The 1536-nt window shown below is 66.9% G+C and carries 2 protein-coding genes; both read right to left on the minus strand.

Translation table 11 applies throughout. The annotated features are described in order from the left end of the window. Positions 1-65: 65 nt before the first annotated feature. Positions 66-1274 (minus strand): hypothetical protein, encoded by a 1209-nt coding sequence (locus tag FJY88_14320; GenBank protein ID MBM3288502.1) that lies wholly within the window; start codon positions 1272-1274, stop codon positions 66-68. Continuing rightward, positions 1187-1534, minus strand: coding sequence for an iron ABC transporter permease (locus tag FJY88_14325; GenBank protein MBM3288503.1), 348 nt, complete (start codon positions 1532-1534; stop codon positions 1187-1189). Before FJY88_14325 ends, FJY88_14320 begins: the two co-directional genes overlap by 88 nt. Positions 1535-1536: the final 2 nt, after the last annotated feature.

A 1536-nucleotide genomic window follows, 5' to 3' on the forward strand; every position in this document is an offset into this window, starting at 1 on the left:
AGAGCGAACGATCTCGAGGATCTTCGGTATGAGCAGGCGCTTCGAGCCGATGTACTTGATCACGGCTAGCCGGCCGCGCCCTCTCCGCGGGCCTTGGCATAGGCCACGAGTTGCGCTTTGTACGTCTCGGCCGACTCGGGATCCTGCCGGATCAGGTGTTGCGCGAGCGACCGGACCTTCTCCGACTCCTCCCCCGCTATCACGTACAGGGTGAGAAGATCCCGCGCCGCCACCAGCGGGAATCTCGCGGCCCCCCGGGGTGAGGCCGGCCCCTGGAAGTAGGCCTCGACCGACATCTCCAGGAGGTCGAGCGCCTCCCTGGTGTTTCCCGCCCCCGCGTGAGCCCGCGCGAGCGCCACGTCGATCTCCTGCTGGGGCCGGCCGGCCTGCGAGTAGGGCTTCAGGACTCTCAGCGCCTCCTCGTAGCGCTCGTTCTCCGTCAGAAGCTCTCCGAGGAAGAGCGCGGCATCTTGATCGGCGGCGGCCTCGAAGAGGCGTCGAGCAGCTTCGATCGCCTCCTCGTTCTTTCCCGTCCTCGCGAGAAGAACCGCCCGCATCTCTTCCGCCTTTCTCGCAACCTCCCCGGGGCATTCGGCCGGGAACTCGATCGCCGACAGCTCGCCGAGCGCCTCCTCGTCCGACCGCGCGAGCATGAGCGCCTGCGCCTTCTCAAGCCGAAAGAACGGATCCACGGTGACCGACTCGGCCGCGGCGGAGAAGCGCTCCAGGGCCTCCGTCGCCTTGCCCTCCTGGAGCGCGAGGTATCCGTCACGGAAGGCCGGCCCGAACGAACGATAGCGCTCCGCGATCGCTTCGTCCTGAGTCTGCAGATGGACCTCGAAGACCTCGTCCGGACTCTCCCCGAAGAACTCCTCCTCCTCGACCTCCTCCGACGGCTGGATCGTCTCGGGCACAATCTCGTCGAGTCCCTCGAGAATCTTCGCTTCCCCGCCCCCGTGAAGCTCGATCATCCTCGGCGCATCTCCCGCGTCGAGATCGTTCCCCGCGAGCTCGATCACGGCACGCCAGGAGCCAAGGGCCTCCTCCTTCTCGCCCGACGCGAGATGTTGCGCCGCCTCCTCGAGCTGTCCGGCGATCATTGCGGAGCGCGCCTCGCGCCACCCGGTCTTGGCCTGGCCTCGCAACGCTTCATCGACCTTGTCGTGGAGCAGGACCTCCTCGAATGTCAGTCGTGCCTCGTAGTAGAACCCTTTCGAGAGCTGCTCCCGTCCTTTGGAGAGCTTCTTCTCTGCGTTGAAGCCGAAGAGTCCCATGGGTTCCTCCTTCGCATGCAGATCCAGATCAGAAACGGCGCGCCGATCGCGGAAGTGATCGCCCCGACCGGCATCTCGGCCGGAGCGAGAACGATGCGCGCCACGACATCGGCCGCGAGCAGAAGGCCCGCGCCAAGAACGGCGCAGGCCGGGAGCATCCGTTCGTGTGCCGCGCCGACGATCCCGCGGGCGATGTGCGGGACCATGAGGCCGAGGAAGCCGATCACCCCGCAGGCGGCAACGGATGCTGCCACCGGCACCG

The organism is Candidatus Eisenbacteria bacterium, assembly GCA_016867495.1.
Classification (GTDB): domain Bacteria; phylum Eisenbacteria; class RBG-16-71-46; order CAIMUX01; family VGJL01; genus VGJL01.